This window comes from Bradyrhizobium canariense, assembly GCF_018130465.1.
In the GTDB taxonomy this organism is placed as follows: Bacteria; Pseudomonadota; Alphaproteobacteria; order Rhizobiales; family Xanthobacteraceae; genus Bradyrhizobium; species Bradyrhizobium canariense_C.
Genome location: NZ_JAFCKJ010000005.1, coordinates 179223 through 198499, shown reverse-complemented (window position 1 = coordinate 198499; position 19277 = coordinate 179223). Strand labels below are relative to the sequence as shown.

19 protein-coding genes are annotated in these 19277 nt (G+C 64.6%); 15 read left to right on the top strand and 4 right to left on the bottom strand.

The window, feature by feature from the left end; translation table 11 throughout:
* Positions 1–11: 11 nt before the first annotated feature.
* The 9 genes from JQ591_RS16540 to ccoS all read left to right on the top strand — a co-directional run bounded on the left by JQ591_RS16540 (position 12) and on the right by ccoS (position 8526).
* Complete coding sequence (locus JQ591_RS16540; RefSeq protein WP_211397077.1) at positions 12–437, top strand: CBS domain-containing protein; 426 nt, start codon at positions 12–14, stop codon at positions 435–437.
* 186 nt (positions 438–623) lie between these two features.
* A complete protein-coding gene (ccoN, locus tag JQ591_RS16535) occupies positions 624–2273 on the top strand; it encodes a cytochrome-c oxidase, cbb3-type subunit I (RefSeq protein WP_211397076.1) in 1650 nt (549 codons plus the stop codon).
* Positions 2274–2283: 10 nt separating this feature from the next.
* Positions 2284–3018, top strand: coding sequence for a cytochrome-c oxidase, cbb3-type subunit II (gene ccoO, locus JQ591_RS16530; protein WP_211397075.1), 735 nt, complete (start codon positions 2284–2286; stop codon positions 3016–3018).
* Between the two features lie 13 nt (positions 3019–3031).
* Positions 3032–3196, top strand: coding sequence for a cbb3-type cytochrome oxidase subunit 3 (locus JQ591_RS16525; protein ID WP_211397074.1), 165 nt, complete (start codon positions 3032–3034; stop codon positions 3194–3196).
* A gap of 6 nt (positions 3197–3202) precedes the next feature.
* Positions 3203–4078 carry a cytochrome-c oxidase, cbb3-type subunit III gene (gene ccoP, locus JQ591_RS16520; protein WP_211397073.1) on the top strand — a complete coding sequence of 292 codons (876 nt, stop codon included), beginning with the start codon at positions 3203–3205 and terminating at the stop codon, positions 4076–4078.
* A gap of 109 nt (positions 4079–4187) precedes the next feature.
* Entirely contained in the window at positions 4188–5654 is a 1467-nt protein-coding gene (gene ccoG, locus JQ591_RS16515) for a cytochrome c oxidase accessory protein CcoG (RefSeq protein ID WP_211397072.1), read from the top strand.
* Positions 5655–5669: 15 nt separating this feature from the next.
* Complete coding sequence (locus JQ591_RS16510; RefSeq protein WP_211397071.1) at positions 5670–6155, top strand: FixH family protein; 486 nt, start codon at positions 5670–5672, stop codon at positions 6153–6155.
* An 11-nt stretch (positions 6156–6166) separates the two neighbouring features.
* Complete coding sequence (locus tag JQ591_RS16505) at positions 6167–8359, top strand: cation-translocating P-type ATPase (RefSeq protein WP_211397070.1); 2193 nt, start codon at positions 6167–6169, stop codon at positions 8357–8359.
* Positions 8359–8526, top strand: coding sequence for a cbb3-type cytochrome oxidase assembly protein CcoS (gene ccoS / locus JQ591_RS16500; protein WP_211397069.1), 168 nt, complete (start codon positions 8359–8361; stop codon positions 8524–8526). Before JQ591_RS16505 ends, ccoS begins: the two co-directional genes overlap by 1 nt.
* On the opposite strand, the gene JQ591_RS16495 is transcribed toward ccoS, so the two are convergent.
* A complete protein-coding gene (locus JQ591_RS16495; protein WP_211397068.1) occupies positions 8523–9725 on the bottom strand; it encodes an MFS transporter in 1203 nt (400 codons plus the stop codon). The two genes, ccoS and JQ591_RS16495, sit on opposite strands and share 4 nt — an antisense overlap.
* A 103-nt stretch (positions 9726–9828) precedes the next feature.
* Entirely contained in the window at positions 9829–10311 is a 483-nt protein-coding gene (locus JQ591_RS16490; RefSeq protein ID WP_211397067.1) for a cupin domain-containing protein, read from the bottom strand.
* Between the two features lie 242 nt (positions 10312–10553).
* On the opposite strand from JQ591_RS16490, the gene JQ591_RS16485 reads away from it, so the two are divergent.
* Positions 10554–10838 carry a hypothetical protein gene (locus JQ591_RS16485; RefSeq protein WP_211397066.1) on the top strand — a complete coding sequence of 95 codons (285 nt, stop codon included), beginning with the start codon at positions 10554–10556 and terminating at the stop codon, positions 10836–10838.
* Between the two features lie 82 nt (positions 10839–10920).
* Positions 10921–11637 carry a peroxiredoxin-like family protein gene (locus JQ591_RS16480; RefSeq protein WP_211397065.1) on the top strand — a complete coding sequence of 239 codons (717 nt, stop codon included), beginning with the start codon at positions 10921–10923 and terminating at the stop codon, positions 11635–11637.
* 21 nt (positions 11638–11658) lie between these two features.
* Here the strand turns inward: JQ591_RS16480 and JQ591_RS16475 are convergent, their stop codons facing one another.
* Positions 11659–12546 carry a LysR family transcriptional regulator gene (locus JQ591_RS16475; RefSeq protein WP_211397064.1) on the bottom strand — a complete coding sequence of 296 codons (888 nt, stop codon included), beginning with the start codon at positions 12544–12546 and terminating at the stop codon, positions 11659–11661.
* Between the two features lie 200 nt (positions 12547–12746).
* Here JQ591_RS16475 and JQ591_RS16470 point away from each other — a divergent pair, with 200 nt between their 5' ends.
* Together JQ591_RS16470 and JQ591_RS16465 are read left to right on the top strand one after the other, a co-directional pair.
* Positions 12747–13895 (top strand): patatin-like phospholipase family protein, encoded by a 1149-nt coding sequence (locus JQ591_RS16470; protein ID WP_211397063.1) that lies wholly within the window; start codon positions 12747–12749, stop codon positions 13893–13895.
* A 91-nt stretch (positions 13896–13986) separates the two neighbouring features.
* The gene (locus tag JQ591_RS16465) at positions 13987–14967 is read left to right on the top strand and encodes an oxygenase MpaB family protein (protein ID WP_211397062.1); all 981 of its coding nucleotides are present in this window, start codon (positions 13987–13989) and stop codon (positions 14965–14967) included.
* Between the two features lie 178 nt (positions 14968–15145).
* On the opposite strand, the gene glgA is transcribed toward JQ591_RS16465, so the two are convergent.
* Positions 15146–16561 (bottom strand): glycogen synthase GlgA, encoded by a 1416-nt coding sequence (gene glgA / locus JQ591_RS16460; RefSeq protein ID WP_211397061.1) that lies wholly within the window; start codon positions 16559–16561, stop codon positions 15146–15148.
* Positions 16562–16753: 192 nt separating this feature from the next.
* Here glgA and JQ591_RS16455 point away from each other — a divergent pair, with 192 nt between their 5' ends.
* Both JQ591_RS16455 and JQ591_RS16450 read left to right on the top strand, forming a co-directional pair.
* On the top strand, positions 16754–17950 hold the full coding sequence (locus JQ591_RS16455) for a CaiB/BaiF CoA transferase family protein (RefSeq protein ID WP_211397060.1): 1197 nt from the start codon (positions 16754–16756) through the stop codon (positions 17948–17950).
* A 185-nt stretch (positions 17951–18135) separates the two neighbouring features.
* Positions 18136–19203: an alcohol dehydrogenase gene (locus JQ591_RS16450; protein WP_211397059.1), complete on the top strand. Its 1068-nt coding sequence runs from the start codon at positions 18136–18138 to the stop codon at positions 19201–19203.
* The last annotated feature ends 74 nt before the right edge of the window (positions 19204–19277 follow it).

Below are 19277 nucleotides of genomic sequence, written 5' to 3'. Positions count from 1 at the left end.
AAGGACGCGCCGTGTACAGATTTCTTGAACAGACCGTCGATGGCTACATGACGCACAACGTCAGGACGGTGAGGCGTGACCTCGACCTGCTCGCGCTCAGCGAGATGTTCGAACGCGACGATTTCAATTCCTATCCCGTCGAGGACGACGGACAGGTCGTCGGCATCGTCACCAAGTTCGACATCCTGAAGTGCTTCGCCTTCACGCCGAGCCAGATGCTGCCGCGCTATCACGACCTGATGAGCCGCAAGATCGGCGACGTCATGACGCCCGACTTCATCTATGTCAGCCCCGACACGCGGCTGACGCGCGTGCTCCAGATCATGGTCGAGCACCGCATCAGGAGCATCATCGTGCTCGACGGCGCGCAGAAGCTGGTCGGAATCGTCGCCCGCGAGGACGTCATCAAGGCGCTCAAGGCGACGTCGCGCGATTGACGGGCTGCTCTGGTCGGAATTCCCGTGATTTCACGGTGAGTTTCTTTTTCTCCCCTTCTCCACAAGGGGAGAGGGCACTGCGACTGGCGCCCCACATTAACAGAAATCCACCTAGCTTGATTTCAATCAATTCCTCGCGAGGGTGAATGTGGTTTCTGGCCCTGTGTTCTTTCAGAGAGAATCCGCATGAGCCAGCCCTCCATCTCCAAGTCCATGACGTCAGGTGAAAGCGGCCTGGCTGTCGTGTTCGCGGTCACCGCCTTCCTCTGCGTGATTGCCTCGGCCAAGGCGCTCGATGCGCCCTTCGCCTTCCACGCCGCGCTGAGCGCGGCGGCGAGCCTGGCCGCGGTCTTCTGCATCATCAACCGCTACCTCGACCGGCCGGCGGCGCTGCCGCCTGCGGAGATCAACGGCCGCCCGAATTACAACATGGGCCCCATCAAGTTCTCCTCCGTCATGGCGATGTTCTGGGGCATTGCCGGCTTTCTCGTCGGCCTCATCATCGCCTCGCAACTGGCGTGGCCGGCGCTGAACCTCGATCTGCCCTGGACCAGCTTCGGCCGCCTGCGTCCGCTGCACACTTCCGCGGTGATCTTCGCCTTCGGTGGCAACGTACTGATTGCGACGTCCTTCTACGTCGTCCAGAAGAGCTGCCGCGTGCGCCTTGCAGGCGATCTCGCGCCCTGGTTCGTCGTCGTAGGCTACAACTTCTTCATCCTGATCGCCGGCACCGGCTATCTGCTCGGCGTCACCCAGTCGAAGGAATATGCCGAGCCGGAATGGTACGCCGACCTGTGGCTGACCATCGTCTGGGTCACCTATCTGCTGGTCTTCCTTGCCACGATCATCAAGCGCAAGGAGCCGCACATCTTCGTCGCGAACTGGTTCTATCTCGCCTTCATCGTGACGATTGCGGTCCTGCATCTCGGCAACAACCCCGCGCTGCCGGTCTCGGTGTTCGGCTCGAAATCCTACGTCGCCTGGGGCGGCATCCAGGACGCCATGTTCCAGTGGTGGTACGGCCACAACGCGGTCGGCTTCTTCCTGACCGCCGGCTTCCTCGCCATCATGTACTATTTCATCCCCAAGCGCGCCGAGCGGCCGATCTACTCCTACCGTCTCTCGATCATCCACTTCTGGGCGCTGATCTTCCTCTACATCTGGGCCGGCCCGCACCATCTGCACTACACGGCGCTGCCGGACTGGACCCAGACGCTCGGCATGACCTTCTCGATCATGCTATGGATGCCATCCTGGGGCGGCATGATCAACGGCCTGATGACGCTGTCGGGCGCCTGGGACAAGCTGCGCACCGATCCCGTGCTGCGCATGCTCGTCGTCTCCGTCGCCTTCTACGGCATGTCGACCTTCGAAGGCCCGATGATGTCGATCAAGGTGGTCAACTCGCTCAGCCACTACACCGACTGGACCATCGGCCACGTGCACTCCGGTGCGCTCGGCTGGGTCGGCTTCGTCTCCTTCGGCGCGCTCTACTGCATGGTGCCGTGGATCTGGAATCGGAAGGGCCTCTACAGCCTCAAGCTCGTCAACTGGCACTTCTGGATCGCGACGCTGGGCATCGTCCTCTACATCTCGGCGATGTGGGTGTCCGGCATCCTCCAGGGCCTGATGTGGCGCGCCTACACCTCGCTCGGCTTCCTCGAATATTCCTTCATCGAGACCGTCGAGGCGATGCATCCCTTCTACATCATCCGCGCTGCCGGTGGCGGGCTGTTCCTGATCGGCGCGCTGATCATGGCCTATAATCTCTGGATGACCGTTCGCGTTGGCGAACAGGAAGTCCAGATGCCCGTCGCTCTTCAGCCGGCGGAATGAGGAGTTTTCCATGTCGTTCTGGACACGCCACCAAATCTTCGAAAAGAACTCGATCATCCTGGTCGTCGGCATTCTGCTGGTGATCGCGATCGGCGGTCTCGTCGAGATCACCCCGCTGTTCTACCTCAAGAGCACGATCGAGGCGGTCGACGGGATCAGGCCGTATACGCCGCTGGAGCTCGCCGGGCGCAACGTCTACATCCGCGAAGGCTGCTATCTCTGCCATTCGCAGATGATCCGGCCCTTGCGCGACGAGGTCGAGCGCTACGGCCATTTCTCGCTGGCCGCCGAGAGCATGTACGATCACCCGTTCCAGTGGGGCTCGAAGCGCACCGGTCCCGATCTTGCCCGCGTCGGCGCCAAATATTCCGACGACTGGCACGTCACCCATCTGACCAACCCGCGCGCAATCGTGCCGCAGTCGGTGATGCCCGGCTATCCGTTCCTCCGCGAAAGCGAGGTCGATACGGACACGATCGCCGACCACATGCGCACGCTGAGGACGGTTGGCGTACCCTATACCGACGACCAGATCGCCAACGCCGGCGCCGACATGAAGGCCCAGGCCGATCCTGACAATGCCGGCTCCGACGCTTTCACCAAGCGCTACGCCAAGGCCGTGGTGCGCAATTTCGACGGCAAGGCCGGCACGCCGACCGAGATGGACGCGCTGATCGCCTATCTCCAGATGCTCGGCACGCTGGTCGACTTCAAGATCTACAACGAGAAAGCCAATCTTCGCTGAGAAGGCACCAACGATGAAAGCCATCCTGACCCTCGACAATCTCGCGTCCGGTCTCGTGACCACGATCTGGACGCCGGTGTTCGTCGCGATCTTTCTCGCGATCGTCGCCTACGCATTGTGGCCCCGTAACAAGGCAGCTTTCGACGAAGCGGCACACCTGCCGTTGCGGGAGGAGTAAGAGATCATGACCGATCATCATAGCGACATCGATCCCGTCTCCGGCAGGTCCACGACTGGACATGAGTGGGACGGCATCAAGGAACTCAACACGCCGCTGCCGCGCTGGTGGGTAATCACCTTCTACCTCACCATCGTCTGGGCGATTGGCTACTGGATCGTGTATCCGGCCTGGCCGCTGATCTCCAGCAACACCACGGGCCTGTTCGGCTACTCGACGCGCGCCGACGTCGCGGTCGAGCTCGCCAACCTCGAGAAGATCCGCGGAGCCAAGATGGTTGCGCTGGGCGCGGCCTCGCTCGCCGACATCGAGAAGGATCCGGCGTTGCTCGCGCTCGCGCGCGCCAAGGGCAAGACCGTGTTCGGCGACAATTGCGCGCCATGTCACGGCTCAGGCGGCGCCGGTGCCAAGGGCTATCCGAACCTGAACGACGACGACTGGCTGTGGGGCGGATCGCTCGACCAGATCATGCAGACCATCCAGTTCGGCGCACGTTCCGGCCACGCCAAGACGCATGAAGGCCAGATGCTCGCATTCGGCAAGGACGGCGTGCTGAAGCAGGACGAGATCGTCACGGTCGCCAACCATGTCCGAGCACTGTCGGGCCTTCCGACCCGCAAGGGCTATGACGCGGCCAAGGGCGAGAAGATCTTCGCGGAGAATTGCGTCGCCTGCCATGGCGACGGCGGCAAGGGCAACCCGGAGATGGGCGCCCCCAATCTGACCGACAAGATCTGGCTCTATGGTTCGGACGAGGCGACGCTGATCGAGACCATCAGCCAGGGCCGCGCAGGCGTGATGCCGGCCTGGGAAGGGCGGCTCGATCCCGCCACCATCAAGGCGATGGCCGTTTACGTCCACTCGCTGGGCGGCGGAAAATAGCCAATCCGGGACAGGCGGGGGCGAATAAAAACGCCCCCGCTTGCGCTGGATCAACTGACGCGGCGGTGTCCGGTCTAGGTTTTATCGCACCTCTCGAAAGCGCCAGGCGATGAACAGGACCGTGAACCCGAAAGAGCTCCCATTAGACGATGACAACGGGCCGCTCTATGTGGCCCAGAAGAAAGTCTATCCCCAGAGCATCTCCGGCACCTTCCGTCGGATCAAATGGGGCCTGATGGCGTTCTGCCTCGGCGTCTATTACTTCCTGCCGTTCGTGCGCTGGAACCGCGGCCTCGGTGCTCCCAGCCAGGCGGTGCTGATCGATCTTCCCAACAGCCGGTTCTATTTCTTCTTCATCGAGCTGTGGCCGCAGGAGGTCTACTACTTCACCGGCCTGCTGATCGTGGCAGCGGTGGCGCTATTCCTGATGAACTCGGTCGGCGGCCGCATCTGGTGCGGCTATCTCTGTCCGCAGACGGTGTGGACCGACCTGTTCTATGCGGTCGAACGGCTGATCGAGGGCGATCGGCGCGAGCGGATGAAGAAGGACAAATCGTCCGATCCGATGAAGCTGGAGCGCATCTCCGAGATCGTGCTCAAGCATTCGATCTGGCTCTTGATCGGGTGGTGGACCGGCGGCGCCTGGGTGCTCTATTTCAACGACGCACCGACGCTGGTCAAGGAACTCGTCACCTTCCAGGCGCCGATGATCGCCTATATCTGGATCGGCATCCTGACTGCTACGACCTACGTGCTCGCCGGCTTCATGCGCGAGCAGGTCTGCACCTATATGTGTCCGTGGCCGCGGATCCAGGCCGCGCTCACCGACGAATGGGCGCTCAACGTTACCTATCGTTACGATCGCGGCGAGAAGCGTACTTCGGTCAAGAAGGCGATCGAGCTGCGCGCGCTCGGCGAGCAAGTCGGCGACTGCGTCGACTGCTATCAATGCGTCGCCGTTTGTCCGACCGGCATCGACATCCGCAATGGACCGCAGCTCGAATGCATCCAGTGCGGGCTCTGCATCGACGCTTGCGACAACGTGATGACGAAGATCGGCCGGCCGAAGCGGCTGATCGGCTATGACAACGACGTCAACATCCAGCGCCGCCAGGAAGGCAAGGCGCCGATCTACCGCATCGTCCGGGCCCGCACCGTCGCCTACAGCGCGATCATCGCGGCGGTCGGCGGCATCATGATCTATACGCTGGCGACCCGCAGCCTGCTCGACGTCAACGTGTTGCACGACCGCAACCCGGTCGCGGTCAGGCTCAGCGACGGCTCGATCCGCAACGCCTACACCGTGCGGCTGCTCAACAAGAGCGGTTACGACCGCGTCATTGCGATCGACGCGAACGGTCCGGTCAATGCGACGATCCATGTCATCGGTATCGATTCCGTGACGCCGGACCGGCCGATGATCGTGGTTCCGCGCGACTCCACCAGCGAGCTCCGGCTGCTCGTGACCGCGCCGGCGGAGGGCAATCCGGAAAAGTCGATCCCGGTTCGCTTTCACGTCACCGATATCGGCCTCGGCGAAGTCGCCAGCGCCACCGACAATTTCGTCGCGCCCTAGGATCAGGAGCCTGCCATGGCAACCAAGCCGCTGACCGGAACCAAGGTGTTTCTGATGCTGGTCGCCTTCTTCGGCGTCGTGATCGGCGTCAACGTGACCATGATGAAGCTCGCGATCGCGACGCTGCCAGGCACGGACGTCGACAGTCCCTATGCCGCAGGGCTCGCCTATGACCGCGAGATCTCGGCGGCGCTGGACCAGACCGCGCGCAAATGGAAGGTCAACGCCCATATCGAGCGCCGCGCCGATGGCGGCGCCGTGCTTCAGGTCGAGGCGCGCGACGCGAGCGGCCAGCCGATCGCCGGACTGAAGTTCGCCGGCCGCCTGGAGCGGCCGACCGACAAGCGCGCCGATCTCGCCGTCGAGCTCTCGGAGGCCGGCATCGGCCTCTATCGCGGCGATGCCGCATCGGTCGCGCCGGGCCAGTGGGATCTGGTGATCGAGGGCGAGGCGCGGGGAACGCGCGTGTTCATGTCGCGCAACCGAGTGATCCTGAACTGAAGGATTTTGTCATGCACGTCACGCGGGACTTTTCGCATTACGTCCGGACTGCGGGCGAGGGCGTCCAGCACATCGATCTCGCGGTCGAGGGCGTTCACTGCGCCGGCTGCATGGCCAAGATCGAGCGCGGGCTGTCCGCGCTTCCCGACGTCACGCTGGCGCGCGTGAACCTCACCGATCGGCGCGTTGCGCTGGAATGGAAGGCGGGCACGCTCGATCCGGCCCGCTTCATCGATCGCCTCGAAGAGCTCGGCTACAAGGCCTATCCTTACGAGACCGAGAGCGCGGAGGCGACCGAGGTCGCGGAATCGCGCTTCCTGTTGCGCTGCCTCGGCGTCGCCGCGTTCGCCACCATGAACGTGATGATGCTGTCGATCCCGGTGTGGTCCGGCAACGTCTCGGACATGCTGCCGGAGCAGCGCGATTTCTTCCACTGGCTGTCGGCGCTGATCGCGCTGCCGGCGGCGGCCTATGCCGGCCAGCCGTTCTTCCGCTCGGCCTGGCGCGCGCTGTCGGCCAGGACCACCAACATGGACGTCCCGATCTCGATCGGGGTGTGCCTTGCGCTGGGCATGTCCGTGGTCGAGACCATCAACCACGCCGAGCACGCCTATTTCGACGCGGCGATCATGCTGCTCACTTTCCTCCTGGTCGGGCGCGTCCTCGACCAGAACATGCGGCGGAGGACCCGTGCGGTCGCGGGCAATCTCGCCGCGCTCAAAGCAGAGACCGCGGCCAAGTTCGTCGGGCCTGACGAGATATCCCAGGTGCCGGTGGCCGCGATCCATCCCGGCGACATCGTGCTGCTCAGGCCCGGCGAGCGCTGCGCCGTCGACGGCACCGTGATCGAGGGCCGATCCGAGATCGACCAGAGCCTGATCACCGGCGAGACGCTCTACGTCACGGCCGGGCAGGGCACGCCGGTCTATGCGGGATCGATGAACATCTCGGGCACCTTGCGGGTGCGGGTCTCGGCGGCGTCCGAGGCGACGCTGCTCGCCGAGATCACGCGGCTGCTCGACAATGCGCTGCAGGCGCGCTCGCGCTACATGCGGCTCGCCGACCGCGCCTCGCGACTCTACGCGCCGGTGGTGCATGCCACCGCGCTCGTCACCATCCTCGGCTGGGTCATCGCGGGCGCGGGCTGGCATGATGCGATCGTGACCGGCGTCGCGGTGCTGATCATCACCTGTCCCTGCGCGCTCGGGCTCGCCATTCCGACGGTGCAGACAGTGGCCTCGGGCGCGATGTTCAAGGCGGGCGTCCTGCTTAATTCCGGCGATGCCATCGAGCGTCTGGCGGAAGCCGATCACGTCATCTTCGACAAGACCGGCACGCTGACGCTGCCTGATCTCGAAGTGATGAATGCGGCCGATATCCCCGCTGATGTCTTCGAGCTTGCCGGGCGGCTCGCGCTGTCGAGCCATCATCCGGTCGCCGCCGCGGTCGCGCAGGCCTCCGACGCCAGGTCGCCGATCGTTGGCGCGGTCGAGGAGGCCGGCCAGGGCGTGCGCGCTGTGGTCGATGGCGTCGAGATTCGCCTCGGCCGTCCGTCTTTCTGCGGCGCCGAGACGCTGGTCTCGGACGTGACAAATCTCGATCCCGAAGCCTCCGTCGTGGCTTTCAGCAAGGGCAGTGAAAAATTCATCCTCTCTGTGCGCCAGGGCCTCCGTCCCGATGCGCAGGCTGTGATCGCGGCGCTCAAGGCGCGCAATATCGGCATCGAGATTCTCTCCGGCGACCGTGAACCGGCGGTGATAGCAGCGGCCCACGCGCTGGGTATCTCCGAATGGCGCGCCGGGGTGACGCCGGCCGACAAGATCGCGCGGATCGAGGTATTGAAGCAGCGGGGCATGAAGGTCCTGATGGTCGGCGACGGCATGAACGATGCGCCCTCACTGGCGGCGGCCCATGTCTCGATGTCGCCGATCTCGGCCGCGCATTTGAGCCAGGCGACCGCCGATCTCGTCTTCCTCGGCCGACCGCTGGCCCCGGTCGTTGCCGCAATCGACGCTTCGCGCAAGGCGCTGCGCTTGATGCGGCAAAATCTCTGGCTTGCGATCGGCTACAACGTCCTCGCGGTGCCGGTCGCGATCAGCGGCGTCGTGACGCCCCTGATCGCGGCTGCCGCCATGAGCGGATCGTCGATCCTGGTGATGCTGAATTCGCTGCGGGCGCGCAGCGCCTCGCGGGAGATAGAGTGATGGAAATCCTGGTCATCCTGGTGCCGCTGGCGCTGATGCTCGGTCTCGCCGGTCTCGTCGCCTTCCTCTGGTCGCTCCGGAGCGGCCAGTACGACGATCTCGACGGCGCCGCCTGGCGCGCCATCGCCGACGACGAGCCGCCGCGGGAGGCGCCGGCCAAGCGCTAGCGCTTCAAGGCGAGCGTCAGCAGGGCCGCAGCCGCGAGCGCCAGGCCCACCCCGGCCACGCAGGCATGCCAGCCATATGCGTCGAACAGCCGGCCGAGGACGGCCGTGCCGATGAGCCCGCCGCAGAAATAGCAGGCGAGATAGGTGCCGCTGGCGATGCCGCGGTTTTCAGGCGCAGCCTGTCCTACGAATCCTGTCGCGGCGGCTTGCGCGGAAAAGGTGCCGACGCCGACCAGAACCATCCCAGCGAGGACCTCGCCCAGGTGTGGGGCCAGCATCAGCGGCAAGCCGATCCCGGCGATGGCGAGCGAGCCCCAGATCGTCGGACGCGTTCCGAGGCGCGATGCCACCTTGCCGGCCAGCAACGTCGTGACCACCGACGGCAGGAAGACGAAGTAAACGAAGCCGAGCTCCATCATGCCCAGCGACACCGGTGGCCGAACCAGAACGAAATTGACAAATGTGAAGGTGCCGATAAATGCGAACAGGATGCAGAAGCCGATGCCGTAGGCGGCACGCAGCCGTGGATCCTGCCACTGTGCGATCGTGGCGGCAAACGCCGATGCCGTCGGCGTCATTGCACCTATCGGCTGTACGCGCGCGAGGGTGAAATAGACCAGCGCGGCGCCGGCCAGATTGAGGGCTGCGAAGAAATAGAAATTCCATGCCAGGCCCAGGCCGTCGGCGATCGCGGCCGAGACCAGCCGGCCGACGAGATTGCTGGCGACGTTTCCCGTGATGTAGGCGGCAAAAGCGCCGCCGGCGTCCATTGCGCTGCATTGCTCGCCGAGATGAGCCAATGTCAACGCGAAGGCAGATGCCATGCAGAGGCCTTGCACGACCCGCAGGCCGGTGAAGACGGCAAGATTGGGCGCAGTCGCCAGCAGGCTCGTCGGAATCGCGAGAAGGGTCAGGCTGAGCAGGATGCCGGTCCGCCTGTCGATGTGCGGGCTGAAAAAGCCGACGACGAGGCCTGCGACGGCCATGCCGAACGTGCTGGCGTTGACGGCCAAGCTCATCGCTGCTGGTGTGACGCCGTAGTGACGTGTCAGCGAGGGCAGGATCGCCTGTGTCGCGAACAGGTCGACGACGGTCAGGAAGGCGGTCAAGCCGATGACGAGAGAGCGAAGCATGAGCCCCGGGGAATGCCCACTCATCGTCATCGCGCTCTGCTTGATGGGCGCGGACAGGCCGGTCATGGCATGGCGTCTCCTGTGATGGAAGCGGCGCCCGGCACGCCTGATGGCACGGGGGATTCCGGTCGCCGTCCGGTAACGAGTGCGCTGAGGTGGGGCGCGCTCGTTACATGTTGTGGTCGTGCGGGTCCTGGCGGACGTCGCCGACATAGAGAATGACCGTTTCCTTGCCGAGGTTCTTCCACCAGTGCGAGGTGCCGTAGACCTCGGGGCGGATATCGCCGGCCTTGTGCACGATCGGATCGACACAGTTGGAGGCGTGTTCGACAATCTCGCCTTGCTGCACGAAGATCAGGGCAGGGCGGTCGTCATGGCTGTGCCAGGGCACGATGCCGCCGGGCTCGATGGTCAGCTTGCGGAAGCGCAACTCGCGGCCCTCGATGTGTGCCGGCTGCTTGCCAAGGTCGATGGCACCGAGCGTGACGTCGGTGACGCCGACCGGCTTGTAGTCGACCATCTGCTGCGCGTTCGGCTTGATCTTATCGGCCGGGCATTCGCCGGCAGAGACTGGCTGCGTCGAGAGCGCCAGCGCACCGAGGATGGCAAGGCCGGGCCGGACCATGCACGACAATGTGTGATGCTTGAACATCGGGACGTCTCCTGTGTTGGCCGCAACCGCGATGGTCGCCGGCTATGTCGGGACTTTCGTCGAGAGGGCGCTCGTTCTGAAATGCCCTTTCGCTCTCGCTGCGATAGCCCGGCGCTATCGGGCCCGATACGCGCTTGCTATCGAACCGATTGGGGATCGGCATTTCCGCTTCCCCAGCTCTCGGCGTTCGATGGCAAGGCGCCCGATTGGCGGGCGTTCACATCAATCCGGAGGAGCGTCTCATGACGAAATTGTCCAAGACCTTGATTGCCACCGCTGCATTCGCCGTCATCGCCACATCGGCCTTCTCGGAGGCCACATGGGACTTCAAGGCCGGCATGGCCTACATGTATGGTGGACCCGGCAAGATGTCGGCGATGGCCATGGCTCCGGCCGAGAAGAACCACGAGGCCATGATGAAGAGCGCCAAGAAGGTGCCCGACAATACTGTCTTCTTCATGGACAACGGATCGCTGTATTCCACCTCCGGGCGGCTGGACCCGACGGGCAATTTCTACGTGAACTGAACTGGTCCTGGCATCGCGGCCGCCCCTTGCGGGCGGCCGAACCGGGAAACTAATATCCGCCTCACGAATGCCGGAGCCGAAGATGACGTCTCTCTCGCCAGCCGACGCCGAACAGCTCAGGCTTGCTTTCCAGCGCTGCCGCGACATGGACGGCACGCTGAACGAACAGCTCCGCGCCTACGCCGATGCCAGTCGCGATGTCTTCCCGGCCTATGGCGAGGCGGTCGATCGTCTGGTGGCGCGATTGGGCGGGAACGGCGGCGGCGAGACCGCGCCGCATCCTGGGGACGCGATGCCGCCGTTCATGCTGCCGGACGACAGCGGGCGTCTTGTCGCGCTGTCCTCTCTGCTAGAGAGCGGCCCGGTCGCGGTGATGTTCTTCCGCGGCCATTGGTGCCCCTATTGCCGGCTCAATGTCCGCGCCGTGGTCCAGACGCTCGATCGCGTCAGAGCCATGGGGGCGCAGATCGTTGCGATCATGCCGGAGACGCAGGAGTATACTAGGCAGCTCAAGGCCGAATCAGGCGCGCCCTTTCCGATCCTGACCGATCTCGACAATGGCTATGCGCTGTCGCTCAATCTCGCGATCTGGCTTGGCGCCGAGATCCAGCGCCTGTTGTCCTACCAGGACATGGCGAAATTCCACGGCAATGATGGCTGGATGCTGCCGATCCCGGCCGTGTTCGTCGTCGGTAGCGACGGTCTCGTGAAAGCCCGCTTCGTCGATCCGGACTTCCGCAAGCGCATGGAAATCGACGATCTGCTCGAGGCGTTGGAAGGCGCGAGCAGGGAGTCCTAAGGTAAGCAGCGAGCGTTGCCGCTACCCCGCAATCTGGCGCCAATCCGCACCGCGCAGCATGCTCATCACGGCATTGGCCACTGCCGTGCGTTGCCGGCCGGCCACCCCGTAAAGGCTGACGGTGCGACGGGCGTCCAGCCCGGCGACGGCAGTGCGCGTCAGCCTCTCCGGCACAGGCGAGGTGTGCGGCACCATGGCGACGCCGATGTCGGCTTCGACCAGCTCGATCAGGTCGTGCTCGTTCGAAACTTCGTGGCTATGTTCGACATCGATACCGTGCTCGCGCAGGCTCGCAGAGATACGGGCGGAATGCTCACAGAATGCCCGGCTCAGCAGCTGCTCTGCGCGCAAATCGTCCAATCCGATGCTGCTGCGGCCTGCCAGCCGGTGTCCGTCGCTGACGACTAGCTCGAAGCTCTCGGTGAACAGCGGCCAGACGTCGATCCGATCCCAGGCCTCGTCGATCTCGGCAGCGATGCCGAGCTCGGCCTCGCCTTTCTTCAGGAATTCGCCGACCTCGCGGCTCGTCCCGCGCAGGAAGCGAAATTCGAGCCGGTTAAACTGCCGCCTGATCTGGTTGAGATGAGGAATGAGCAGCGACAGGTCGATCGAATGCGTCAGTGCGATGCGGAGCGCTCCGATCTCCCCGCTTCGGAACGAGGACGCGAGCGAGCGTGCGCCGATGGCCGCGTCAAAACACTGCTTCAGCAGCGGATGCATGCGCTGGCCAAGCTCGGTCAATTGCGCTGCGGGCCGTTCGCGGCGAAACAGATCGCCGCCGAGCTCGGCCTCGAGCTGCTTGATCGCGCGCGTCAGCGAAGGCTGCGTCACGTTGCATTCCTCCGCGGCACGCGTGAAGTTCAAGAGCTGCGCCACCGCGAGGAAATAGCGGACCTGGTGCATTTCCATGGATCGGCTCCCCAGCAGGATCGGCCGGAAATCTAACCGATCGGCGCCGGGAATGATATCCTCGCCGCAATAGCGCGTGCGTATGGTTTCGGAAGCCAGCCGGCATTTCCAAAAGGCCCGACAAATCGCCGAGAAGGGCAGGACGTAACAATAGCCATACGCCTGGCGAATGATAACCATCGGCTCGAGGGGAGCGAGACATGAACGGCATGCAGGAAAACGGACGACGAAAGAGCATGGACCTGCCGGGTCAGGTCGTGCTCGTGCTTCAGGGCGGCGGCGCGCTCGGCTCGTACCAGGCCGGAGTCTACCAGGCGCTGCATGAGGCCGCCATCGAGCCGGACTGGATCATCGGCACCTCGATCGGCGCCATCAATGCGAGCCTCATTGCGGGTAACGCGCCGGAGCATCGGCTTGCGCGCCTGAGAGAGTTCTGGAAGCGGATGGAGCAGAAGCCAGTCTGGCACTGGGGCACTGCATTTCCCGGCTTCAACGAGAAGCTGGCCTATTGGTCGGCCGTGACCCACGGCATTCCAGGCTTCTTCCGGCCCAATCCGCCGGCGCATGCCGGCGATTCCTATCCGCTCGGCGCCGATCACGCCGGATTCTATTCCACTGCACCTCTGGAGGAGACGCTGCGCGAGCTGGTCGATTTCGATCTGGCCAATCGCTGCGCGCCGCGGCTGACGGTCGGTGCGGCTCATGTCGGCACCAGCCAGATGCGTTATTTCGACAGCCGCGACGGTGAGCTGACGGTGAAGCATGTCATGGCTTCGGGCGCGTTGCCGCCGGCATTCCCGGCAGTGCGGATCGATGGCGAACTCTATTGGGACGGGGGCATCCTCTCGAATACGCCGACGGAAGCGGTGTTCGACGACAATCCGCGCAAGAATTCGCTGATCTTCTCCGTGCATCTGTGGAATCCCGTCGGCGCCGAGCCGACCACGATGGCGGAGGTGCTGAACCGGCACAAGGATGTGATGTATTCGAGTCGGATCGCGAGCCAGATCGAACGCCAGCAGCAGGCCCATCGCCTGCGCCATGTCATCAACCAGCTTGCGGAACGACTGCCTGAGAGCGAGCGCAGCGATGCCGCGGTGAGGGAGCTGATGAGCTACGGCTGTCCGACCCGTATGCACGTCGTGCGGCTGCTGGCGCCGCAGCTCGATCGCGAGACCCATACCAAGGATATCGACTTCAGCCCGTCGGGGATCACGCGGCGCTGGCATGCTGGCTATGCTCACACGAGGTCTATGCTCGCGCGAAAACCGTGGATCGGCGAATTTGATCCGCTCGCCGGTGTGGTCTTGCACGAGCATATGGACGAGATGCCGATTGCGGCGGAGTGAGGGCGTTGTCGGTGATTGTTTCGCGCGGCGACGATTTCACGAGGGCGCCGTCCGGGTTATTCTGGCCGCGTCTTCATCGCGAGGCTTGCAATTGGTCGTTGAGAACGATCTTGAATCTGCCCTCGATATCGTCCGCGGCAACGCGGCGGGACCGGTTGCCGGCGTGTTCGGTCCTGACACGGTGACCTGGCAGATCGACCGGGAGGCCGTCATCTTTCTCGGTGCCGGTCGTGCGCTGTTGCTGCAGCTGGCGCATCCCTGGGTCGCTGCCGCCATCGCCGAGCATTCGCGGACCTTCGCCGATCCGATCGGACGATTTCACCGCACCTTCGACATCGTCTTTGCCATGGTGTTCGGCTCGCTCGACCGCGCGCTGTTGTCGTCGCGGCAATTGCACCGGCGCCACAGCATGATCGTCGGCGAGATGCCCGAGACCGTCGGCCCGTTCACGGCCGGCTCGCGCTACTGTGCCAACGACATCCCGTCGCTGCGCTGGGTTCACGCCACGCTGGTCGAGACCGCGCTGATGGCGCATGATCTGGTTTTGCCGCCGCTCTCGGCGGAGGAACGCGAACGCTACTGGACCGAGAGCCGGGTGTTCGGCGCCTTGTTCGGATTGACGGCGCATGATCTGCCTGCGGACTGGTCGGGCTTTGCGGCCTACACCGCGGCAATGACGCAGTCGGACACGCTGACCGTCAGTCCGGCCGCGCGCGAGATTGCGAGACAGATTTTTGGCGGCGCCCGTCCGTGGTTGCGGACACCGCGATGGTATCGCTCACTCACGACCAGCCTGCTGCCGGAGCCTTTGCGCGCTGGTTTTGGTCTCGAGCTCGACGAGCGCGACGCCAGGTCAGCCGACAACGCGCTCCGATGGATACGGCGCGTCTATCCGAAACTGCCGGATCGGTTGCGCTATGTCGGTCCCTACCAGGAAGCGCAAGCGCGGATGCGCGGCGAGCCGCAACCGGACTGGATGACCCGATGCCTCAACAGGGCTTGGATCGGACGGTCGCAAATGGATCAGGGCGGGAAGGAGCGAAGTGCTCCGCCCATAACCCCGTCATCCTGATGAGGTGCTCCCTTGCGATGCGATTGCATCGCAAGGGAGCCTCGAAGGATGCACGGCCCCGCTGCTGCAGCCGGGCCGTCGCCCTTCGAGGGCCGCTGAAGAAGCGGCCACCTCAGGGTGACGGGAGATAGCGTGGCGCTCGCAATGTCGGAGTGCGAGGAAACGCCGTCGCCGCGCCTCACACCGCCGCCAGCTTCCGGTAAAGCGCGTTGTAGGTGCCGGCCGAGATGCTCCAGGAGAACGACCGTCCCATCGCGCTGCGACGCATGGTGTCGAGCTGGTCCTGCGCCATGAAGGCGGAGAACGCCCGGCGGACGCCGCCGAGGAAGGATTCGTGCGAAGGTTTTGAGAACAGGAAGCCGGTTTCGCCGTCGGTGATGGTCTCGGCGAGGCCACCGGTCTGGTGGCCGATCGGCAGCGAGCCGAAGCGCTGGGCGTACATCTGGCTGAGCCCGCAGGGCTCGAAGCGTGACGGCATCAATGTGAAATCGCTGCCGGCGAAGATGCGGCGCGCCTGGGCGTCGTTGAAGCCGATCACGACCCCGATCGCGTCAGGCCGCCGGCGATGCGCGTCGATCAGCGCCTGCTCGAGCGCCGGCTCGCCGGAGCCGGTGACCACGATCTGCCCGCCGGCATCGACGATCTCGTCGGCCGCCGCCAGCACGAGGTCGATGCCCTTCTGGTGCACGAGCCGGGCGACGATGCCGAACATCGGGCCGCGCGACACCGCAAGCCCGAACTGCTTGCGCACATAGTCCGCATTGGCCTTCTTGCCGATCCAGTCGCCGGCGCCGAACTGCTGGGCAAGCTGGGCGCAGGAACGCGGGTCCCAGCTCTCGTCGATGCCGTTGAGGATGCCGGTGAGCTCGGCCGCGTCCGAGCGGACTCGAAGCAGGCCTTCGAGACCGCAGCCGAATTCATCCGTGGTGATCTCCCGCGCGTAGGTGCCGCTGACGGTGGTGAGATGCGAGGCGTAGACCAGCCCGGCCTTGAGGAAGGAGAGCTGGTCGTAGAACTCGACGCCGTCAATGTGGAAGGAGCTCTCCGGTGCGCCGATCCGCCGCAGCGAGTCCTTCGGGAAGAGGCCCTGATAGGCGAGGTTGTGAATGGTCAGGATCGACGGCAGCTTGGAGCCGCGCCAGGCGAGGTAGGCCGGCACGAGCGAAGCCTGCCAGTCGTTGGCATGGATCAGGTCTGCTGCCCAATCCTTGTCCAGCGTGCCCATGGCCAGCTCAGCGGCTGCCGAGGCAAAGCGCGCGAAACGGATGTCGTTGTCGGGCCAGTCGCGCCCGGCCTCGTCGCCGTAGGGGTTGCCGGGCCGGTCGTAGAGTTGCGAGCACAGCAGCACATAGACCGGCAGGCCGTCCTTGGTCGCGGCCCGGCCGAGCGAGCAGGCCGGCATCTCCGCGAACGCCGGACAGCGGCCAACGATCTGAATATGCGTGAGTTGTTCGATGATGTCGCGATAGCCGGGCAACATGACCCGGATGTCGGCGAAAGGACGAAGGGCTCGGGGGAGTGCAGCAGAAACGGCTCCGAGTCCGCCAACGCGGACGAAGTCGTCCATCTCCGTTGTAACGAACAAGACCCTCAAGAACAGCTGCCCTCATCCGATCCCGTTGTTGCTATGCAAGAACGGGTCCAGTTGCCCTGGAATTCCCAAGCCCGCCCGCGAGACGCGTCTGTTCGGTAAAGACTTTCCTACCCAGCCGCCGCCCTCTAGGGTCGGCGCACCAACAACAGAGAATTTCGATAGTTCCTAAGTGACCCGAGGACGCAAGCAGGCATGCAGCTATCAGATAAGCATGAGGGGACGACGACAAAGGCCTTCGCCGGCCTCAGGGTCCTGGATTTTTCGACCACCATCGCCGGTCCCCATTGTGCGCGGATGCTCGCCGACATGGGCGCCGAGGTCATCAAGATCGAGAGCGACGGCGGCGAGACGATGCGGACCCGGCCGCCGCTGCGCAAGGGCTGCAGCACCGTGTTCGGCCAGCTCAATGTCGGCAAGAAGAGCGTCGTGCTTGACCTCAAGTCCGAGGACGGCAGGGAGGCAGTCCGCCGGCTGGCCGCGACTGCCGACATCCTGGTCGAGAACTTCCGCCCCGGCGTGATGCACCGGCTGCGGCTCGACTATGACAGAATGCGCACCGTCAACCCGAAGCTGATCTACTGCTCGATCTCGGGCTACGGCCAGACCGGTCCGTCCGCGGAGCTGCCGGCCTATGCGCCGGTGATCCACGCGGCCTCCGGCTACGATATGGCACACCTCGCCTACCAGCCCGGCCGCAGCCGCCCGGATTATTGCGGCATCTACCATGCCGACGTCGTCACCGGCACCTACGGCTTCGGCGCGATTGCGTCTGCGCTCTATCAACGCACGGTCACCGGCCTCGGCCAGCACATCGACGTCTCCATGCTGGAGTCGATGCTGACGCTGACGGTGATCGAGTTGCAGAACTCGCAGTTCACCGTGAAGCCGCCGCCGCGCCCGATGTTCGGCCCGACCGAGACGGCGAGCGGTTATGTCATGATCACGGTTGCGAGCGAGAAGACGTTTCAGGGGCTGATGGGGGTGATCGGCCGCCCCGAATGGATCTCCGATCCACGCTTCTCCACCTACGCCGCCCGCCGCGACCATTGGGCCGACATGATGGACGGCGTCGAAGCCTGGTCCCGGCAGCTCTCGACCGAGGCATGCCTCGTTGCACTTGGCGCGGCCGGCGTGCCGGCCTCGGCCTATCGCAGTGTGTCCGAGGCGCTGGCCGATCCGCAGCTCGCGCACCGGCGGGCGCTCTCGTCCGTGGAGGACGAGGGCGGCTCGTTCCAGGTCCTCAATCTGCCGTTCCGGATGTCCGGTGCCGACACGGCGCCGGCCAAGACGATGGCCGTGCTTGGCGAGCACACGGACCGATTGCGCGCGGAGATCGGGCTCACCGACGGCGCGCCAATTCCGTCAGGCAAAACAGCCGTGCAAGGCTAACGGCAAGGCTGACGGCAAGGCTGACGGGAAAGGCTGACAGACAGCTTCGTGCAGCAAGCAATGCGGCTTTGCGCGTGGCCGGCTTGCCATCGTCCGCCAGCCTAAACTAGACAGGTCCGAGTTTGTCTCGTCCTGCCGCCCATGCCATGGTGGCGGCGACAAGAAAAGTATCCGGGAGGACGCCGATGAAAAGTTTCAAGGTCGCCGATTTCAAGGCGCCGCTGCAGGAGTTCGACGAGGCGACGCCGCAGCCGTCCGGCACGCAGGTGCTGATCAAGGTGAAGGCCGCCGGCGTCTGCCACAGCGACCTCCACATCTGGGAAGGCGGCTACGATCTCGGCCACGGCCGCAAGCCGCTGTCGCTGAAGGACCGCGGCATCAACCTGCCGCTGACCATGGGGCACGAGACGGTCGGCGAGGTCCTGGCGTTCGGCCCCGACGTGAAGCCGTCGGACCAGGGCGATGTGAAGATCGGCGATGTCGGCCTCGTCTATCCCTGGATCGGCTGCGGCAAATGCGCGACGTGCCTCGCCGGCGACGAGAACATGTGCCTGACGCCGCGCTCGCTCGGCGTCTATTGCGACGGTGGTTATTCCGACCACATGCTGGTGCCGCATCCGCGCTATCTGCTCAATCTCAAGGGCCTCGATCCGGCGTCGGCTGCACCCTACGCCTGCTCGGGCGTCACGACCTACAGCGCGCTGAAGAAGCTCGAGCAGCACTTCGACACGCCGATCGTGATGTTCGGTGCCGGCGGACTTGGCCTGATGGCACTGTCGCTGCTGAAGGCGATGGGCGGCAAGGGCGCGATCATGGTCGACATCGACGCGAAGAAACGCGAAGCCGCCGAGAAGGCCGGCGCGCTCGCGACCGTCGATCCCAAGGCGCCCGACGCGCTGGAGCAGCTTGCCAGGAAAGCCGGTGGCCCCATCCGCGCCGTGCTCGACCTCGTCGGCAACGCCGCCACCACGCAACTCGGTTTCGACTGCCTGACCAAGGGCGGCAAGCTCGTCATCGTCGGCCTGTTCGGCGGCGGCGCGACCTGGGCGCTGCCGCTGATTCCGATCAAGGCGGTGACGATCCAGGGCAGCTACGTCGGCAATTTGCGCGAGACGCAGGAGCTGCTCGACCTCGTGCGAGCGAAGAACATAGCGCCAATCCCGGTGACGCGGCAGCCGCTCGCCAAGGCCAACGACGCGCTGGTGCAGTTGCAGCAGGGCGCGGTGGTTGGCCGCACGGTGCTGACGCCGTAGCATCCGCTCTATCCTCCGTCATTGCGAGGAGCGAAGCGACGAAGCAATCCAGAGTGTCTCCGCAGATGCAGTTC